Source organism: Enterococcus sp. AZ179 (assembly GCF_050498885.1).
Classification (GTDB): Bacteria; Bacillota; Bacilli; order Lactobacillales; family Enterococcaceae; genus Enterococcus_D; species Enterococcus_D entomosocium.
On sequence record NZ_JBMHEO010000001.1, the window covers coordinates 177,139 to 194,607 of the forward strand.

11 protein-coding genes are annotated in these 17,469 nt (G+C 34.2%); all 11 read right to left on the minus strand.

The window, feature by feature from the left end:
- On the minus strand, positions 1-1,068 hold the full coding sequence (locus tag IGI88_RS00795) for a sensor histidine kinase (protein WP_008379604.1): 1,068 nt from the start codon (positions 1,066-1,068) through the stop codon (positions 1-3).
- Positions 1,065-1,796 carry a cell wall-active antibiotics response protein LiaF gene (gene liaF / locus IGI88_RS00800; protein ID WP_010749367.1) on the minus strand — a complete coding sequence of 244 codons (732 nt, stop codon included), beginning with the start codon at positions 1,794-1,796 and terminating at the stop codon, positions 1,065-1,067. Before liaF ends, IGI88_RS00795 begins: the two co-directional genes overlap by 4 nt.
- A 152-nt stretch (positions 1,797-1,948) precedes the next feature.
- The gene (greA, locus tag IGI88_RS00805; RefSeq protein WP_005229556.1) at positions 1,949-2,428 is read right to left on the minus strand and encodes a transcription elongation factor GreA; all 480 of its coding nucleotides are present in this window, start codon (positions 2,426-2,428) and stop codon (positions 1,949-1,951) included.
- A 115-nt stretch (positions 2,429-2,543) separates the two neighbouring features.
- Entirely contained in the window at positions 2,544-3,887 is a 1,344-nt protein-coding gene (gene mltG / locus IGI88_RS00810) for an endolytic transglycosylase MltG (RefSeq protein ID WP_429960100.1), read from the minus strand.
- Between the two features lie 114 nt (positions 3,888-4,001).
- Positions 4,002-6,713 carry a GW dipeptide domain-containing protein gene (locus tag IGI88_RS00815; protein WP_429960101.1) on the minus strand — a complete coding sequence of 904 codons (2,712 nt, stop codon included), beginning with the start codon at positions 6,711-6,713 and terminating at the stop codon, positions 4,002-4,004.
- Positions 6,714-6,728: 15 nt separating this feature from the next.
- Complete coding sequence (locus IGI88_RS00820; RefSeq protein ID WP_429960102.1) at positions 6,729-7,571, minus strand: DUF6270 domain-containing protein; 843 nt, start codon at positions 7,569-7,571, stop codon at positions 6,729-6,731.
- Between the two features lie 149 nt (positions 7,572-7,720).
- Positions 7,721-10,747: a CDP-glycerol glycerophosphotransferase family protein gene (locus IGI88_RS00825; protein ID WP_144330986.1), complete on the minus strand. Its 3,027-nt coding sequence runs from the start codon at positions 10,745-10,747 to the stop codon at positions 7,721-7,723.
- A 90-nt stretch (positions 10,748-10,837) separates the two neighbouring features.
- Entirely contained in the window at positions 10,838-14,323 is a 3,486-nt protein-coding gene (locus IGI88_RS00830; RefSeq protein WP_429960103.1) for a bifunctional glycosyltransferase/CDP-glycerol:glycerophosphate glycerophosphotransferase, read from the minus strand.
- 9 nt (positions 14,324-14,332) lie between these two features.
- Positions 14,333-15,541, minus strand: a complete 1,209-nt coding sequence (locus IGI88_RS00835; RefSeq protein WP_144330988.1) for a CDP-glycerol glycerophosphotransferase family protein — start codon at positions 15,539-15,541, stop codon at positions 14,333-14,335.
- A complete protein-coding gene (locus tag IGI88_RS00840; protein ID WP_185953784.1) occupies positions 15,522-16,268 on the minus strand; it encodes a WecB/TagA/CpsF family glycosyltransferase in 747 nt (248 codons plus the stop codon). Before IGI88_RS00840 ends, IGI88_RS00835 begins: the two co-directional genes overlap by 20 nt.
- Complete coding sequence (locus IGI88_RS00845; protein WP_429960104.1) at positions 16,258-17,412, minus strand: CDP-glycerol glycerophosphotransferase family protein; 1,155 nt, start codon at positions 17,410-17,412, stop codon at positions 16,258-16,260. Before IGI88_RS00845 ends, IGI88_RS00840 begins: the two co-directional genes overlap by 11 nt.
- Positions 17,413-17,469: the final 57 nt, after the last annotated feature.

Below are 17,469 nucleotides of genomic sequence, written 5' to 3' on the forward strand. Positions count from 1 at the left end.
TTATGCCTCCTTCAACAGTGGAACTTTGATTTCAATACTGGTTCCTTGATTTTTAAAACTAATAATTTTCAACGTTCCGCCAACAGCACTTACACGTTCTCGGATATTCATCAAGCCATAGCTGCCGGCCTTTTGATCTTGGGGATCAAAGCCAACTCCGTCATCGATCACCCGCAATAACACGTTATTATCGATGCGATGCAAGTATACTTCTAACTCATCAGCTTTCGCGTGACGCAGTGTATTAGACAAGAGTTCTTGGATCACGCGAAAGAGTTGATCTTCAATCGAACTAGGCATCGTAAAGTCTTCAATATCCCAAGTCAATAGAATTTTGATTTTGGTCTCTAATTCCTTTAACAATTGCTCGATTCCTTGCTTTAGACTCTTCCCTTCCAAAGTTACAGGTCGTAGATGAAGCAAGAGCGCCCGCATTTCAGATTGCGAAGCATTGATAATGTCTGTGACCATAGCTAACTGTTTCTTTTGGCTTTCTGGAGCATCTGTTCGAATCGCTTGCTCATTCAGTGCAGACATCATCATCATGGCGGCAAACAGCTGTTGAGAAACAGAGTCGTGCAGTTCACGAGCCAGACGCTGCCTTTCTGCTTCTAAAATCTCTTCTTTCGTCTGACCATCAACAAACTGCGGTTTCGCATTCAATTGCTGTAATTCCATCGACATCTGTTTCATCTTCGATTGGATACTGGCAATATCACGATCCACATTCGCAATCAAATGGTTTTCAGACGCATGTGGGATCTTTGTTTCCAATAAAGGGCTATCGATATAGCCGCTGGCTAACAGTCTTAGCTTTTCTTCCACCGGACCGTATTGACGGTTGCGAAAAAAAGAAATCAGTAAAAAGACAGCTAAAGCAATCAATGCAGATATTACAAGTAAGTGAAAGACGATTGGGATAAAAAAGAGTTTGATTTGAAAGACTTCTATCAGCCAATTATTTTTCCCACTGGCATACAAATAGGAAAACAGCATCAATATCATGGTGAAAAAACTTGCTAATCCTGCGTAAAAAGCGATCATGCCTCTTGAAAATTTCCCAATCATACCCGAATCACCTCAACATCACCAACAAGGGTATTCGTTAAGATTTTCAAACGCCGACTATTTTCGCCATAATCCGGGCTGTAAATCGTTACTTTTTCATTTTTCAAGCTCGTTTCTTCACCTTCAAAGATAACAGAGCCAATAAAAGTACTGTGCTCTAATTTGATCGCTATGCCAGCAGGCACTAAAATACGAGTTCTACCAAAGCCTTTTCGTACGATCACGACGTTTTCTTTCTTAGGCAATAAAGTGTTGCCTAGATCGATGAAAGTGTCTCCCGTCAAGATATCTAAATTGATATCGTCCCATTCATAGACTTGACTGCCGATCCGTTCATTGCCTAACCATTGCTGCTTTTGTTTCAGCGGATGATCAGCTTTGGGTTCTTCAGTTTCAACGATAATCATTTGTTTTTTGCGCCAGAACGAATTTTTAGTTAAGTCGATTCCGGTAATCTCGACGCCTTTTAAACCAATAAATAAAATCGCAAAAATCAGCATCAGCCACAGTGCTGGACTATTTAACAAACTGATCAAAATAGCAATGGAACTTGAGACCATCAAGAAATTTTTAAAATTGCTCTTGCGCTCACTTCGGTTCACAAGGACCAAGCACGTCACACCAAGTATTAATAAAAATAATAATGGCGGATTAGATAAAATTTGCCATACCGCAAAAAGCAGTAAGAGCGCTTCAACAATAAAGAAAAAACGCCAAGGACTTTTCATTCAAGCTCCTCCTCCTAGTAATTCTACTTTATCATACCTGAAAAAAATGGTTTGTCCATCCGTCGCTGGTCCGAAAAAAGACCCTGTTTGATCAATTTCCCTAAAGGAGAATGAACAACAGGGTCACCTAAATCTACCTAGTGATTAAGCGACTAGCTTTTCTTTACTTCTGTGATTCTTACTTGCATATCTCCGCCTGGCGTTGAGATCGTCACTTCATCATTGACTTTTTTCCCAATCAAGGCACGAGCGATTGGTGAATCATTGGAAATTTTACCAGAAAACGGATCTGCTTCAGCACTACCAACGATCATGTACTCTTCTTCGTCACCATCAGGCAACTCAACAAAAATCACAGTTTTTCCGATGGAAACTTCATCAGAGTCTACACCCTCATTATCAATGATCTCTGCAAAACGAATCATATTTTCTAAAGTAGTGATTCGGCCTTCGACAAACGCTTGTTCATCTTTTGCAGACTCATACTCGGAGTTTTCGGATAAATCGCCAAAACTGCGGGCTACCTTGATACGTTCAATGATTTCCCCGCGTTTTACCGTTTTCAATTCTTCTAATTCTTGTTCTAGCTTTTCTTTTCCTTCAAGTGTCATTGGGTAAACTTTTTCTACCATAGTTCTTTTCTCCTTTTAGTAACTTCTAATAAATCGCAAAAGGTAATCTTTTGCGATGAGTCCACAAAAGATTACCATGCTTTTTTTTAAATGTAAACTATAAACCTATGAAAATTTAATTTGAGGTATTGTTTACATATTGTTCCACTAATTGCATATGCTGTTCATAGGTTTCCGCAAAGTAAACTTCTTGGGTTTGAATGTCAGCAACGAAATAATAGTAGTTGTTCGGTGTTGGATCTAAGACAGCTTGGATCGCTGCTTCGCTTGGATTGTTGAATGGTCCAGGTCCGTAGCCAGTATGCACATAGAGATTATAAGGAGAGTCAACTTGAGTGTCCTCATAAGTGACTAGCTCTTTGTGCTCACCTAACGCGTATAGAATCGAAATATCCGATTGCAGCGGCATATCAATCGCTAAACGATTGAAGAATACCTGTGCGATATTTTTACGATCTTCGAGCTTACTGCCCTCTTTTTCAACAAGTGATGCCAAAGTAAGGACTTCTTGAACCGTCATTTCTTTTTGAGCGATTTGATCGAAATATTTTGACAAGACTGAATTTGATTTATCCACCATTTGGGTAACGACTTCTTCTAGGGTATTCCCTGTATAGTAGTCGTAAGTTGCTGGGAACAAGTATCCTTCAAGTCGGTAACGCACACCTTGCGCATCGCCGGCACTTGCTAAAAGCTCAGGATAGGTGTCTTTCATTTTTTCAAAGAACTCGTCACTTTCCATCAAAGCTAAGAAATCGTCTTTCGAGATATTCGTTGCTTCCGCTAGAGCATCACCGATTTGGTCAACATCAAATCCTTCTGGAATCGTCACTTTTGCATCAGAGGTGACCGAGCCTTCACCATTTTGCAGCATCTTTGAGATTTGATCCAATGTCATACTAGGAGAAAAATGATAATTTCCTGCTTGAAATCCAGTTAAATTATTGAATTTCGTATAATAGTTAAAGATCATACCACTTTTAATGATATTATCATCTTCCAATATTTCTCCAATTGCTTTGTTGGACGATCCACTAGGAATCTCAACTGCCACCGTTTCTGTATCTTCTGGATTCAACGGCTGCAATCCTGATGTTACATAACGATACATTGAAAATCCTAAAACACCACCGATGACGAGCAGAGCAAGGACTACGATCAAAACGATCCGATTGACAATCCGATCTTCTTTTTTGCGTTGCTGCTTGCGCAATTGCGTTTCCCCACCTTCAGCTATGGGCACTTCTTCCGCTGCTGCCCTACGACTTGTAGCAGCTTGCTTTGCTTGTTTATTTTTGGTCTTTCCACTTGCAGTTCGCGAACCCACCTCTTCTTGAGGTTGTTGAATAGGACGCTCGTTCAAACCATCGCTTTCCTGGGTTTGATCTGATTGAGGTTGCTTTAAAGCTCCTAATACTTCGTCTTTAAAGGACTTATCCTCTGGATGTTGTTTACTCAAAACAACTCCTCCTAACTTTCGTAATACTGGCTTGTACCATTATACACGAAAGTTAGGAGGAGTGGAATGATTTTTAGAAACCTAAAATATTTTTAGTAAGATGAAGCGAAGAACTCAACGTATGACCATCATTTGACGCTGTTTGGAAGTAAGGTAACTATTTAAATGTGTTTTTGATACCCAACGAATAGCTCCACTAGAGTTCGCAGAGTCAAAGCCTACATCTTGAATCAAGAACGATTCTCCATATGATGTCTTTTCATATCCACGTATAATCAAAACATGTGTTGGAACCATATTTATCCCTGCATAACCCATGTTCCATTTACCCCAGAATAAGACTGGATTCCCTAACATAATTTCTCTTTGAACAGCATCAATTGAAGAATTAGAAAAATTAGCTGCTGTTGAAGTATATCTTTGGGCATAGTTCGTTAAACCAATCGGGGTAATTACTGCTTTAAAAGTTGCAGCGCCTCCCCAAGGCGAGCCAATTTGTCCTAAATTGGGGTTGGAACTGTGAAGTGGCATGTTATTGATCATTTGTGTCAAACTGACATTCCCCGCATATCCCTTCATTCTTAGTGCAGTAAACAGCGAAACTGCCGCACAACCTGACCAAGCTCCAATGGTTGTTTGACTATAATAAGCACTGTCAAGAATATACTTATTTGTAGAAGACAATCCATCCTTATTTATCCAACCTAACTCTTTTCCTTGATAAACGATCAAAATATAGGTTCCATAATTGGTCACAGCTTCTTTTTTGACAACAACATTTTTATTTAAATACGAAGTAGAATTATTCTTTTGTTTCGCACCAGTAACATAAGGTTTATCCCATATTGTCCAGTTACTTTTCGTAACTACCCTCATATTTTCATTTAGATTTCTCTGCGAAATAATGCGATCTCCATATGATGTTCCATTCGCATTAATCCAACCTCTTATTTCAAAGTTGCCATTGTTGTTTCTTGACCAAATACGTAAATACAAAGTATTTCCAACTTTTGCTTCTCTGGTTACTAATAAAGTTTGATTATTAAAGTTTTGAGATTTTGCAACACTTTTGACGCCAGTAGTAAAAGGCTGCTCCCAAACGTCCCAATTGTTTTTGGTAATTGTCACATATGCATTCGGAACGACTTTCTCATCATAAGTTACCAGTCCATTTTCATTCAGCCAGCCTAAATCTTTGAAAGAGCCAGAGCTGTCTCTCGCCCAAATTTTTACATATGTTCCATATGAAGTAGTTGCTCTTCTCGTCAGCAAAATAGTTTGTGCTCTGAAATTATTAGTATTGCCGACTGATTTAGCTCTTCTTGAATAAGGCGTGTCCCATATTGTCCAATTAGCTTTGCTTATTCGTTTATACTCATTAGGAATAACTCTATACTCTGCTGATTGAACTGCTGTATCTCTCACCCAGCCAATGGCTTGGAACCCTGAGCCGTTATCAGACCAAATTCGATAGTAAGAACCAGTATTTGTCTTTGCAGATCTTGTGACCAAAAGTATTTCGCCTGTATTATACTCAGTAGTTTTGGCAACAGATTTTGATTGATTCGTATAAGGGCTATCCCAAATATCCCAGTTGTTTACTTTTAATGTTACATAAGTATTATCGATGACTTTTTCGGTGAGTTCCGATAATCCATTTGTATTTACCCATCCATAATCTTCATAATTATTGGTACTCTTATTAAATAACCAAACATTACTATATCTTCCAAATCTAGTTTGAGCAATTTTCTTGACTAATAGCTTCTCAGACATAAGATTGGTTGTTTTTCCTATAGACTTAGATCTAGTAGAATATGGTGTATTCCAAATATCCCAGTTGGTCTTACTGAATTGTTGATAAGTTTCTTTTGTATCTTCATAAATGGTTGCAGTCAATCCATTTTCATTTACCCAACCAAGTTCTTTAAAACCATTGCCGTCATTTACTTGAATCAATGCGTAGGTGCCATGTTGCGTTTGTTCTCTTCGAGCGATTTTTACGATTTCCCCGCTATTGAAGTAAACATCCGTTTTATCAATAGAGGAAACGCCAGAAACAAATGGTTTTTCCCAAATATCCCATCCATTCCGAGAAACAATTGCATATTCATATTGAAGATCCAATGTCGTCTGCAATGAGGCTTTACCAGAATCTTGAGCAACAGTGTTGTCAGTTGTTTGCTCTGCTCCCTCAACATCAGCAGATTCTTCTGAAGAAGTTGATTCCTGTCCTTCCGAGTCTTCAGTTGTTTCCTCTTGTGCTTGAACTACTTCAACATCTTCTGCATTTACCCATCCCTCTTCTAGATTTTTATCAAATATTTGATAAAATTCACCTTCAGAGGTTTCTACTTTCAAAACGGTATTATAAGTATTCTCTCCAATATCAAATTGCTTATTCTCTTCCAACTGATCCTTTTCTGGTTTTTCATAAACAACGACATCATTATTTATAAATGTAATCTCTGTATCAATATCCTCTTCATTTAAAATTGCTGTGAAGTTAGAAGCTTCTGACCATCCCCAGTTGTTTTCAACAGAAACATAGTAATAATCAATACCTGCCACCGTTTGTTTTTCAAAAACACTTACCTCTGTTTCTTCTTGTATAGAGAGTTCAATGGGGGTGAAATCAGTTAGATTCACAAACAACTCAGGATTTTCTAATTTACTTCGAACGATAATCTTTTCTTCTTGCTCAGCACTATATTCGGATTCTGTTGTCGCTAAAGCGACTGTTGATATTGTTTCCGAAAAAGAACCTAACATCATAGATGCTAATAAGCCAACAACCAGTAACTTTTTCTTTTTCATCTTTCTCATACAACTCCCTTATTATTAATAATCTTTTAGAAGATTTTTTAATTTTATCAAAGTATCTGAATAAAACTCTTGATTATAGTGAACGTAAAACCAGCCCCATGCATGGTTTGATGGACAATAGTATTTATCTCTATCAAAATCAATCTTTTTAAGATTGTATTTGTAGATGGCGTAAGTGTCTAATAAGTTCCATAAAATGTTAAATCTGTCAATATGAAACTTTTCCCACTTATCATTCAATTCTTCACTTAATGTGACCATCTTTCCATTATGTCTTCCAATATTAACAAATTTTGTTTTATTAATAACTATTTGACAATGAGGGATATTTTTTTTTACATAGTTGTAAAATTCATCAAAATTTGCCATCCACATACTAATAAAATCATCACTATTATTGTATATTGAATATTCATCATTAATTGAAAAATTTTTAAAATGAGAAAGTTTTTGATACTGCCACTTTTTATTTGTAATAAAACTTTTATCATTCACTTTTATAGCGCCATAGAAAACGTCTGTGTAAAAATCTAAAATCAATACTTCTGGCTGGCTAGCTTTCAAACGTTTTAAGAAATCTTTTTGTAAATCCTGTCTGTACACTTTTTTATAAAATTCTGTTACGTTTCCCTCTATCTTTTTATCTTTTATTTCAATAGGCGTGGCCATAACAGATAGTAAACTCATATGCTGCTGATCAGCAACAATTTGAAAATATTTTTTATAGTCAGAATTAAATTTAGAATTAAAAACATCTCGGGTGGTACAACTCCCCAATAATGCCACTCTAGTAGGTTCTGTTTTTCGTATCTCATGTAGCGATTGCTTACGAAGCAATGAACTTAATTTTCTTAGCATTTTGAAATTTTTTTCTCCTATCAATAGAAGTTCTTTAGGATTATATTAACACAGAAAATTAAAATCGAATACAAATCAGATCCGATAAATACGTAAAATAAGTTAAAATAACACCATTTATTGTTTGGGTGTGACCAAAAACCCGTTAATTATTTTATGTTATTATAAAAATCCTTTAAAACTTCATAATTATAAGCAACAGCATCAAATTTTTGAGGCGCTAAAGGAAAACCTTTACTAATTTGATTTATTAATGAGGATGCGATTTCACTTTCACTCGTACCTTTGATGTAAAAACCAAATTTATCTTTCAGAACAGATTGATTTGCTGGGATATCGGAAGCTAAAACAGTTGTACCTAATGTCAAACATTCAAGTAACACCATTGGCTGTCCTTCATAATACGATGGCAAAACGAAAAGATCGCATTGTTTTATTATTTTAAATGGATTCTCTCTATGACCAAGCAAAAGAATATTATCTGAAAGTCCTATTTTTTTTATTAAGAAATCCAGTTCGCTCTTTAAAGGTCCCTCTCCTAATAAGTAAAGTCTACTATTCGGAAAAGATTTTAACACTTTTGAGAAAGCTCGAATCAAAGTGGCTTGGTTTTTCTCGGGTGAAAGTCTACCCATTGTAACAAAATTATTAAATTTTGGATCTATTGTAACTACTTTCCCATCTAATTCTGACGATAAAGCTTTAGAGGATCCGCTATTTTCATCGTGCTTGTTTTTTAATAGAAATAGCCATTTAAGAAAAGAAAAATACTTAATGTCATGAATATTGGTCACATCTGATGACTTTATCCAACCCAACTCGCCCTTACCATTCTCTGCCAGATAATACGCATCCTCTTGTAGGACAGCTTTTTGAGATAAGTAAATATATGTTTTGTTGATTGAGAAAGCCTTCTCGATTTTTTTTGTTTCTATCTCTGAATAAAACACAGGTTCACTTGCAGCATTTATAGTTCCTATTAACTTTACTTTGTTGTACTTTATGTTTTTTATCATGCTCTTTTTAACGAACTTGCTATCTATCCAGCCTTGATAGATATTGTTTACCAATATTTTAAAATAAGTCTCGTTCTGATATTTATATATAGCTACACTTTTAATTCGATCCGCTTTACTGAGATAAATCTCTCTATATTTTTCATGGGAGATATTGCTAACCTGCGAGTATACTTTAAAAAAACCTTCCAGTTTAACTGATACTGTATTTTTTTCGCGCAAAATGATATTAAGCTGATTTTGTTTTTGCTTTTTTTGATCATAGTTAATGATTTGATTTATATTTAAACTATTTCTAACGACACCTACTTGATTAGGATCAATGTATTTAGCTAATTTTCTCTGATTTATGATTTTTGTTTCTTCTGAAACACTTAGTATTCGATCAAAAAGAAAATAAATCGTAAATAAACTTTTTAGATTGGTTCTATGAGGCTGCTTTCCTCCTACATTTCTTAAAGAGTCACTTAAAAGATCATTATGCTGAAAAACTAGTTTCTTTTTACTTGGAACTGCGGCAATGAATTTACCCCAAAAATAACTATACCCACTAAAATCTATAGCAGCATCAAAAAACGAAATTCCTAATAATCTTCTCATCTCTCTCTTGTAGGCATTCATAGGATAAAATTTTCGAAAGAGAGGTTTTACTCCAAATGACTCAAAATAATAGTCAGTTATAGTTTCTCTAAATGTAAACGCATGTTTTCCTGGACGAAAAATCAAGCGACATTCATCTGGGATCAGTTTCATATTTTTTTGTTCTTCTTTTGTTAATGGATTCGCAATAATTACAGATACATCAAAGTTAGTATGATCAATATTATTCACCAAATTCAAGAAGCTGCTTGTTATCCCATTATTTTTCATTCTTCCCGGAAAGAACAGCAATTTTTTCTTCTCAGTTTTCGGAGAAATGACATTTAAGTTTTTCGATTCTTGATTAAAGAAAATATAGTCGATATACCGCTCTGATGAAAAGCCGTCTTCATAGCACACAGTTTTTTGTCTAAGTTTTTCATATTTTGCTTTAAATTTTTGCTTCACCAAATTGATAGTCTCAACTGAAACAATCAACTCATCTGTAGTATACACAACTGGACCAGGAAGTTCATCTACCTTTAAAGATAGCCCCCGCTCTTGTTCATAAATGTCACTATCCCAGACATAAAAAATAATAGGTTTATTCGTCACTAGATAATCAAAAAATATACTAGAATAATCAGTAATCAAAATATCGATGTCGGCCAAACATTTATTCGCATCATAAGAATCGGGAATTAGAAAAGAACTTACTCGTTTATCTATACTGATTTTATTATAAATAAACGGATGGACTTTAAGGAAAAAATTATAATCTCCTGAAAATTTTTCTTTTAGTAAAAGGCTCTCCTGAATAATTTGTTCCATATCATCTGATGTCTTAGTGATTTGTTTTCCTTTCCAAGTGGGGCAATACAAGATCGATGCTAATTTTTCATCGAATTTTAAACCTAAACTTCTAAGATCTTGATAAACAGCTTCTTTAGGATAGTTTATCGTCCAATCTATTCGTGGAGAACCAGCTTCCAAGATTTCTCCACTGTACAGATTCTTTAGTTTGTAATCCTCTAAATACATGTTAGTCATTATTGAATTGGATGCCAACAGAAAATCTGTCATTAAGAAATTCCGAACGACATTTTGAGAAACTGACAAATCATCAGAAATACGATAACCCATAGATTTTAGTGGCGTACCATGCCACGTATTGACATAGATTTGACCTTCTTTTTTTACAAAGAAGCTAGGAAAAGTCGAACTATTAATTAAATATTTTGCAGTCGCTAACCAATAGAAATATTTTTTAGAATTTCTAACCACGATCTCTACATTAGCCCTCTGCTGATCAATAGTATTAAAAGCAGGATTATCTAAATTATCGATAACCCAAATATGATAAAAATGATCAAATCTTTCATCTTTAGATATCTTTTCATAAAGAGCAAACGGAGAATCGACAATTGTTTGTCCATCTCTAACTTCATATAAAATCGTTTTTACTTTTATACTATTTTTTTCATATTTTTTCATATAGTATTGATTCTTTTTTTCTTGATCTGAAAGCAATTGAGCAATGGTTTTACGTATACATCGAATTAAAAATCTTTTAATCTCCATAAATATTCCTCATCTTTCCTTAACATATATACACTGCAAATAGAATAATCAAAATAAAGGGTGCGAGAGATGACCTCACACCCTCCGTAGTTATTTTTTTATTACACTCTCCACTGCCAACTCGCTTGCACGTCCATGCTCAAAAGTATTGAATTTTTCTCTAAAAGCTTTTTGCCGTGGTAGATATGTTTCATAAAGAGAATCAATGTTAATGATATAGTCAACGATCGATTCAGTCGTTTTTACGAGCGGACCAGGCGCTTCACTTTCAAAATCGATATACATTCCGCGCAAAGTATCGCGATAAAATTCTAAATCATAAGTGAAAAATATCATTGGCCGTTCTAATAAATTAAAATCAAACATAACAGATGAATAATCTGTAATTAGAATATCCGTAATTAGATAAAGATCTTGAATATCCGGATACCAAGCCACATTCCAAGCAAATCCTTCGAAATCTGACAAATCAAGTGATTGTGCAACGAAGTAATGCAATCGAAGCAAGACAATATAGTCATCACCTAATTTCTCATGAAGTAATTCTAAATCTAGTTTTAAATCAAAATTGGTTTTTGTTCGATAAGTTGGAGCATACATGATTATTTTTTTGTTTTGAGGAATTGAAAGCTTTACTTTCAATTCCTCAATTTTGTTAGACGATAACGCTTCTTTCTGATTGACAAGTATATCATTGCGTGGAAATCCATTTTCCAGCATAGTTCCATTAAATTCAAATACTCTCTTGGCAATATCAGTCATAAATGGACTTGGAGATATAAGATAATCCCATCTTCCATGCCTTCTACGGAAACCTTCTAATTTTTTTACTGTATCAACTTCATCGGAAACATCTAACCCCATCGTCTTTAAAAAAGTTCCATGTAACGTTTGAATTTCAACACTATTTTCACGTTTTTTATAGTGATCTGGCCAGTTAACGTTATTATAAAAATAGGTTGACCGTGCCAAATAATAGAAATATTTCCAGCTGAAACGTCTTACCTTAATTGCATTACCTGGAATTTGTTCATTTTCATTGTTTAAACTCCAAATACAAATGAGTTCCGGATGTTTTTCTTGAATATACTCATAAATAGCTTTAGGATTACAAGAATAGCTTTTCCCCCAATAAGCTTCAAACATTACATAATTGCTCTTTTGGGGTAACATTCTAAAATAAGAATACAGCTTGTCCTGTAATAAAAGTTTTCGCCTAGGTCCTTTATCAAAATAACTTTTCTTCAACCTTGTTGTTAGCATCAAGTTTCGAAACCGGCTGTGTTTAAAAGCAAACTCTGTGTTTTTTAACAAATGAAACTTATTTCCGTTCGGAAGCTTTAAAGCTAATATCGCATAAGCGTCATGAGCAAGATCGTCTTTTAGCCTAAAGAACCAACTTGAATTTCCGAATAGATGTAGCTCCTGTTCTGATATGCTAATTTCGTAGGTATAGAGACGTGTTTTGTTCTGATCTTCTTGCTTTATTGCTTTAAAATTTCGTTTTTCTCCCTTACTGTCATTTCCAAACACCAAAATAGGATTCTGACAATAAATGCTCGTACGAATAATGACTCGCATAAATAGTTTTTTATTCACCTCTATAAATAAATCTTCTACTTGCGCTTTATGATAATCGAATGAAGATATTTTCAACTTACCACTTCTCGTTTTTTCTAAAATCAAACTATCTTTTTCATGGTAAATAATGGAAGATTCGAATTTTCCTTCTTCAAAATGAAGATCTTCCCTTTCTTTATTGTCATTTAAACCATCTAAAAATAACACGCCATCTTCTGTTACTTCAATTAAATTCCTTACTGAAAAAACGACTTGTCCAGAATTGATAGGCTTGATTATCTCCTCTTGAGTTTTTGGATTAGTTAATACAACTTTTGAAATTCGAGGTGATAATTGAGAAAATTTCAAATAAATTGATTGTCCCTCTTTCGTTATCTCTGAAATATAGCCATAAACATCTTTTTTCTCTATCTGAAGCTGCCATTTTGAATTGTAGCGAACAGTAAATAACTGATCCCCTATTTTTTTAGGTTTTGGTCGGGGTTTTCCACCTTTTATAGGATTAGCCAATGGTAGCTCACTTATGATATATTCAGTTTCTAAGACGATTTTTACTGCTAATTTCTCACATCTTGATTTAAGCATATTTCTACTTTTCAAATTTATTTCGATTAGAAATCCAGACCAGTCATAATTATGATAACGTTTAAATAAAAACTCTTGATTCCCTCCCCCATGCATATGTGTTGCTTGCTTATTTTTTTTGATCTTGACATTCAAAGGTATATCCATTTCTTTTCCATCTGGATCAAATAAAAATGCTTCTATCTTAATAGCGTTCTTGTTCTTTAAATTTATATATTTATGAAAAGCATAACCCTCTATAAAAATTTTATCCTCTTCAAACGATACCCTTTGAATTTTAGTAATCGGTTGATGATCATTCTTTACATCAAATAAAGTGATGGGCAAACGGCTTAAATCAACTTCAAAGCTTGAAGTATCAAATATTTGCATGTTTTGAACTTTTTTTGTAGGCAATCGTAAATAGCTTCCTTGATACTCCACAAAATTCTTCAATAGAGAGAATTTCCCCTCTTCTAACAGAAAGTATTTTATACGATCTCTAGATGTCAGTTTATCTTCAATTGCATTCGACTTTAGTTGCGCTTTGTATTCTAAAAACTCCTTTTGAAAAAACTCGCTATATCCTTCTGGAGCATCTTTCAAGTGATCCATATATAACGGAAAATCGAGTGTTAATTCTTTAAACTCTTTACTGGCAATAAAATCAGCATCGTCTATGTTCAGTTTTGCCACGATCTCACTAAATAGCTTAATAGCAGTAATGCGATCTTCTAAATTTTTAAATTCAAATCGGGATTGAGTAATCGACTTGTCATTCCCATCTCTTAAGCGCCATCGATAGACCTTGTCCGTGATTATATTAGTACAAGTGGAACGTAAATGTGCCTCCATATTAAATGGGATATCTTCATATAATATATTCTCAGGAAAAAGAATTTGATATTTCTTCAAAAATTCTGTCCTAAACAATTTATTCCATGAAGTTGTATCGTATAGCAACGAATGATTGTTAATTATATGAGTATTGTTTAAATCATTATCAAAGATTTTACGATGCAATCCACTTACAAAGTGATTGGATGAACTATTAAAACGGTCAACATTGCCGACCACTATATCCGCACTATTACTCATTGCTGACTGATATAGTTTCAAATAAGCATCAGGATAAAGGATATCATCCCCATCTAAAAATGCAATGAAATCTCCTGTTGCAACTTTCATTCCTTTGTTTCTAGCTGCCCCAGGTCCTTCGTTGTCCTGCTTTATTATGATAATTTCACCAGGAAACTTTTCTTTCAATTGTTCGACCACATCAATGGTCCCATCTGTTGAGCCGTCATCGATCACAATTAACTCTAAATCGAACAAAGAATTTTCTTGAGCTGCTACTGAGTTCACAGCTTCATCAATATATCCCTGTACATTAAAAGTCGGCATAACCGTACTTATTTTAAACTTCTCCATTTACACACCTTATCTTTCGTTTTGATGATTTTTTTCATTAAGAATTAGTTCTACAACTGATTTGCTACCTGTAGAGCTTTCTTTACAAAATTTATGAAAGAAAAAATTGTATTTTTCCTTATATTGTTCATTTATTTTAACCGATTGAACTAAACTAGAAAAAGCTTCATAAAAATCAACTTCAGTTATTACGATTGGACCTGGAAGATCAGTATTATAGTTGAAGTAAAAGCCTCTTAGCTCCTCTTTGTAATAATCGAAATCATACGCATAAAATAGCATTGGTCGTTTTAAATGAGCATAGTCAAACATCACTGATGAATAGTCGGTAATCATTGCATCACTGATCAAATACAATTCATCTATATCTTCATTGATACATACACGAATTTTATCACCATAGTTGGAAACATCAATAGAATCACCAACAAGGTAGTGAGGACGAATAATCAATATATCTTCCTCACCTAGGATAGAAACTATTTTATTTAATTTAAATGGCATAAAAAATTTATACTTACCTTTAGATATATAGTAATCATCTCTCCATGTAGGAGCATACAAGAAAACTTTCCCTGATTCTTTTCCAATTATTTTATGCTTCAATCGTTTCTTGAAATCTTCATCGTTTTTCCTTGCATTCAAACAATCATTCCTTGGATAACCTATTTCTAAAAAACTATTTTTAAATGAGAACGCACGCTTGAAAATTTCTTTAGAATAATTATTAGGCGCAATTAAATAATCCCATCTTCTGCTTTCATAAATAAATGCGTCATGATATTTTTTTGTATCTGTTCCAGGAATTGCCACTTTCTTTATATCAGAGCCTAATTTTTTTAAAGGTGTCCCATGCCAGGTTTGAATATAAATCGTGCCTTTGTTTTTTTTCAACCAAATCGGCATCCTTGAATTAAAAACCCAATAGTTTGCTCGAGCTGTTAGCAGAAGCCATTTCAAAGAAAACCGTACAATAAAATTATAGTCTGGATATATTTCCTTCGCCTTAACCACATATTGCTTTTTTATTCCCCAGTAGAGTTTCCAAGAATTAGCTTCATCTTCTTTGACAAGTTCCTGATAGATCGCTAGCGGATTGTCAGATGGGAGCTTCCCGTTAAAAGATTCGAAAATAATTGTTTTCTTCCTGACAGAAAAAAAAGAAGCTAAAATATTAAAAAGGATTCGAAAGATGTAACTAATTATTTTGTTTATCACGTCTATGGCGCACCTTCCACTTTAGACTTTTTACTAAAAAAACTGGTAATTGAAGAATTCTTCCGGCTCTCAAAGGATTGCTCAGCGAACGATAAAGCCATTCTAAATGGAAATTAATAAAGACTTGGGGCGCTCGTTTTACATGTCCGCTTAACACATCAAAACTTCCTCCAACATCCTGAAAAACTTTGACATGCAACTTATCTATATTTCTTGCCAACCATTGTTCTTGCTTGGGAAAACCTAATGCAACAAACAAAAAATCAGGTTTTTTATGATTAATCGCAGTAACAACTTCTTTTTCTTTTAATGAAGTATACCCGTCAACGGCCCCTTTAATCTCTACATTTGGATAATGCAATTCGATATTTCTAAGGGTATCCTTCAGAACAGCTGGTTTTGCACCATATAAGAATATACTACATTTGTTTTTATCAGCATACGAGAGAATTTTTAACATGAGATCATATCCAGCGACACGTTGTTCAATTACTCCGTTTGTTAATTTAGAAACGAGTACAATACCAATTCCATCAGGTATACGATGAGTACTTGAATGGATTAATGAGACAATTTCCGGAAATTTTTTTGACTCTATAACAATTTGAGGATTGATACTGAGAATCGACATTTTCTTACCGTTCTCAATATATTCAGGAATATCACTTATAACAGTTGCGTAAGTAAGTTTATCTACTGGAATCCCCATAATCAACTCAGTTTTCATAATGTTTATCAATCCATTCTATTAATTGGTTCACAGAATTTCCTTTAGCAAAAGTATTCCAACAGTCATTAAATGCTTTAAAGTCTATCTGTTCCTTTTCCGTAAGCAGTGAAATGAGGTCAGTTATCGTTGTAACACGATCAGGAGCAGACCACTTTATAAAATCTTCTTGTATCCCAACTGTACTATCATATTCTTGGAGATCATAACAATAATAAATGATCTTACCTTGTTTTCTTGATAACGTATATTCAAAAGGGATTGATGAATAGTCAGTGATTATACAGTCAACTTGATTAAAAAGATTTGTAATAGCTACTTCTTCTGGCATATGTACAATTTCTTGTAACTCAACTAATTGTTGTTTCAAACTATTATCATGAGGATGCGGACGAACGACAAGTTGCCAATCCTTAGGGAATCTATGGGACAGTTCTTTCAAATTCATTTGTTTACCATTCTTGTTTTCTCGATAGGTAGGTGCATATAAAGCAATTTTTTTTCTAGTATCTATATCAAACATTTTATAAAAAGAAATACGGTTGCTATTATTTTGAAAATATACATCCGTAAGCGGATAACCAAACGGTAAAACTTTATATTCGTTTAAATAGCTTTTACAAAAAATTTCAGCCATTTTTTTTGAACTAACTACTATATGTGTATATTGATCATACACTTTTTGATAGCGCCGTTGATCTGTCTTCATCGCTTGTTTGGCGTATAGTGCCTCCGCACCGAATTTCTTTACTGCCCCGTTGGCATGCCATAGCTGTACGACATTTACATCTTTATCAAACTTAAAGCCAGCCAAGATTGCAAAATAATTATCACACAGGATTACCTTCGTACTAGCTAAAGCTGGGATAATATTTGTATACAAATCAATGAACGAATTGATTGAAAATACCTTTATCTTTCTTTTCTTGTAAGTCTCAGCCAATGATTTTGCTTCCTTTGTATAACATACAATCAAGCGATCTTTGTATTTAATTGATAACTCATCAATTATATACTCGCTTGTACTGGGAAAGCTGAGCAAAAATACGATATTTTCATTTCTTTTTCTTTTTAATGATGCCAATACACGGATAGGCACTAAATAACCTGATTTTAGGAATGCCTTAATATATTTTTTTATCATAATTCGCCTCTTTTTCACACTAACTTATATTTTACCCGATAAAAGATAAAAAGAAAA

What these genes read in the sequence shown, in the direction of transcription:
- IGI88_RS00795 (WP_008379604.1), bottom strand. Translation starts at nt 1,068, where the DNA reads ATGATTGGGAAATTTTCAAGAGGCATGATCGCTTTTTACGCAGGATTA.
- liaF (WP_010749367.1), bottom strand. Translation starts at nt 1,796, where the DNA reads ATGAAAAGTCCTTGGCGTTTTTTCTTTATTGTTGAAGCGCTCTTACTG.
- greA (WP_005229556.1), bottom strand. Translation starts at nt 2,428, where the DNA reads ATGGTAGAAAAAGTTTACCCAATGACACTTGAAGGAAAAGAAAAGCTA.
- IGI88_RS00815 (WP_429960101.1), bottom strand. Translation starts at nt 6,713, where the DNA reads ATGAGAAAGATGAAAAAGAAAAAGTTACTGGTTGTTGGCTTATTAGCA.
- IGI88_RS00820 (WP_429960102.1), bottom strand. Translation starts at nt 7,571, where the DNA reads ATGCTAAGAAAATTAAGTTCATTGCTTCGTAAGCAATCGCTACATGAG.
- IGI88_RS00825 (WP_144330986.1), bottom strand. Translation starts at nt 10,747, where the DNA reads ATGGAGATTAAAAGATTTTTAATTCGATGTATACGTAAAACCATTGCT.
- IGI88_RS00830 (WP_429960103.1), bottom strand. Translation starts at nt 14,323, where the DNA reads ATGGAGAAGTTTAAAATAAGTACGGTTATGCCGACTTTTAATGTACAG.
- IGI88_RS00840 (WP_185953784.1), bottom strand. Translation starts at nt 16,268, where the DNA reads ATGAAAACTGAGTTGATTATGGGGATTCCAGTAGATAAACTTACTTAC.
- IGI88_RS00845 (WP_429960104.1), bottom strand. Translation starts at nt 17,412, where the DNA reads ATGATAAAAAAATATATTAAGGCATTCCTAAAATCAGGTTATTTAGTG.